This is a genomic window from Vibrio sp. D54 (assembly GCF_021728075.1).
Classification (GTDB): domain Bacteria; phylum Pseudomonadota; class Gammaproteobacteria; order Enterobacterales; family Vibrionaceae; genus Vibrio; species Vibrio alginolyticus.
Genome location: NZ_JAKKCS010000054.1, coordinates 1 through 1,879, shown reverse-complemented (window position 1 = coordinate 1,879; position 1,879 = coordinate 1). Strand labels below are relative to the sequence as shown.

Annotated in this window: 3 protein-coding genes; all 3 read right to left on the bottom strand. The window is 52.4% G+C overall.

The genetic code is table 11. From position 1 onward, the window contains the following. Positions 1-73: 73 nt before the first annotated feature. From L3V37_RS23955 to L3V37_RS23945, 3 genes are read right to left on the bottom strand one after another with little or no spacing between them, the layout of a single operon-like run. Complete coding sequence (locus L3V37_RS23955; RefSeq protein ID WP_046876230.1) at positions 74-544, bottom strand: structural protein; 471 nt, start codon at positions 542-544, stop codon at positions 74-76. 2 nt (positions 545-546) lie between these two features. Next, positions 547-1,311 (bottom strand): hypothetical protein, encoded by a 765-nt coding sequence (locus L3V37_RS23950; protein WP_205461040.1) that lies wholly within the window; start codon positions 1,309-1,311, stop codon positions 547-549. Then, positions 1,308-1,835 carry a hypothetical protein gene (locus L3V37_RS23945; RefSeq protein ID WP_017636139.1) on the bottom strand — a complete coding sequence of 176 codons (528 nt, stop codon included), beginning with the start codon at positions 1,833-1,835 and terminating at the stop codon, positions 1,308-1,310. Before L3V37_RS23945 ends, L3V37_RS23950 begins: the two co-directional genes overlap by 4 nt. Between the last annotated feature and the right edge of the window lie 44 nt (positions 1,836-1,879).

The window sequence follows — 1,879 nt, the reverse complement described above, 5'->3', positions numbered from 1 at the left end:
CGCCGCAGCGATAACGGAACCGAGAAGCGTTAAGCCTTTTAATGTTGAACGTTCAAACATGTTGTGTTTCTCCCTAAACCAGATTGACGCCTTTCAGCACCGTGTTTTTGCTGTAGTGGCGACCCACCTCCATGATGCTCATCGCGTGAAGCACTTCGACCAACAGCGGCTTGTTGTTCACCAAGTCAATGCGCTCATCCATACCCACACCAACGCGACCCGCGACAAAGCGTGCATAGTTGGCCGTGTGGTTTTCGTTTGGTGGTGCAAAGCGGTGAATAATTTCCGTTAAAGTGTGCAGCTCATGGCGGCGCTGATAGTTACGCAGCAAAATGGCGCCCGCACGAAAGCCCCATTCGGGCGCTTGAAAGGTTTCAAAGGCTTTATCGCGTGACGGCGTCACCTTGCCTTGCCATGCATTTGGTGCAATGCGAATGTTAAGCGGGTTATTAATGCGAATCCCGCGAACGCTTGATGTGGTTGATGTCGTCATGGTGAACGCTCCAATTCCAAAAACAAAAATAATTAAGATAAACAACGGCATGGTTACACCTCCAACAGTGTGACGCTGTCACCCTCCGCGCCCGTTAAGGTCATGTCAGCCGTGCTTTCAATGGTGATGCGCTCGCCCGCTTCCAGTTCAAACGCATCAATAAACACCGAGGCGGTATTGGCTTTCGCCGCCTTAATCGTGATGGCTTTACGCGTGGTGTTTTGTGCAATGTTGTGCGGGAACACGCTCACCGCTTCGGTGATGAGGTTGCGACTGACTTGCGCATCGACGTTGACCACTTGCGTTGCTTCGAGCGTGACCGCGGGCAGTGCAGACACTTCCACCGATGGCAACGATTGAACCGTCACGGGTTGCGGCGCTTTGAACTCAACAGGCGGTAACGTCGTGACGCCGAGCTGTTGATTCGCTGCGATTTTCACAGCAGGCAGTTGATTCACCGCCAGTTGTTGATTGGGCGCGATTTCTACCGCGGGTAAGTGTTCCACCGTCACCCCTGGCATGTGCTCAATCACCACATTCGGCAGTGCTTGCACCACCACGCTTTGACCCTCAACGGGCGGCGTGAACATCCCAAAGCCAAATTGAATTTCAATCTGGTTATCGGTGCGGCTTGAGATAAGCAAACGCCCAAGGTGTTTACCCTCGCCCACGTTAAACACTGACGACTTACCAAGCGTGACGCGCTCGCCGGACGATTCGCGATAGATTTCGATTTCAGCTTGCGCCGATTTCAGATACAGCCAATTACCATCTGGCGTCAGCGGGATGGCTTGCCCCGCTAATAGTTGCGTGTTCATCGTTTCTTCACCATTACGTAGCCAAGCACCAACACAAGCACAATCGCGAGAACGACCATCATCTTGCTTGTTTCGACTTGCCCGCCGTCCTGTTTGAATTTCGCCAAGTCCATCATGGCTTGCAGGTTCTTCGAGTTCTGCGCCGCTTGATTGCCCGCCAGTCCCGCCAACATATCGAGGTTTTCACTGTTGGTTGAGGCGTACGTTGCCAAGGAATCGCCCGCAAAATCGGCCACTTCATCAATGGCGGTTTCGGCAATGTCGTGAGTGGTGTCCATCGCTTCAAGCGAAATGCGTTCATTGCTGTTGAGCATTTCGCCGCCAAACGCAAAGGCTTCATCAAACGCTTTTTCGCCAAGTTCCATAGCGGCATTCACTGCGCCGTGGTCGGTCATGGTGGTGTTGATGGTCGAGTTATTCACCCCCGAAATCGCCACACCGAGGTTATCGCCACTAATGGCATTCTGACCGCTGACGTTAGTGGTGTTACTGGTATTACTCGATTTTGATTTAGAACTACCCATCTACTGCACTCCCAAATCCAAACGAATAAAGTCACCGTCTTGCT

Coding starts and splice junctions, on each gene's coding strand:
- L3V37_RS23945 (WP_017636139.1), bottom strand. CDS start 1,835: ATGGGTAGTTCTAAATCAAAATCGAGTAATACCAGTAACACCACTAAC.
- L3V37_RS23955 (WP_046876230.1), bottom strand. CDS start 544: ATGCCGTTGTTTATCTTAATTATTTTTGTTTTTGGAATTGGAGCGTTC.
- L3V37_RS23950 (WP_205461040.1), bottom strand. CDS start 1,311: ATGAACACGCAACTATTAGCGGGGCAAGCCATCCCGCTGACGCCAGAT.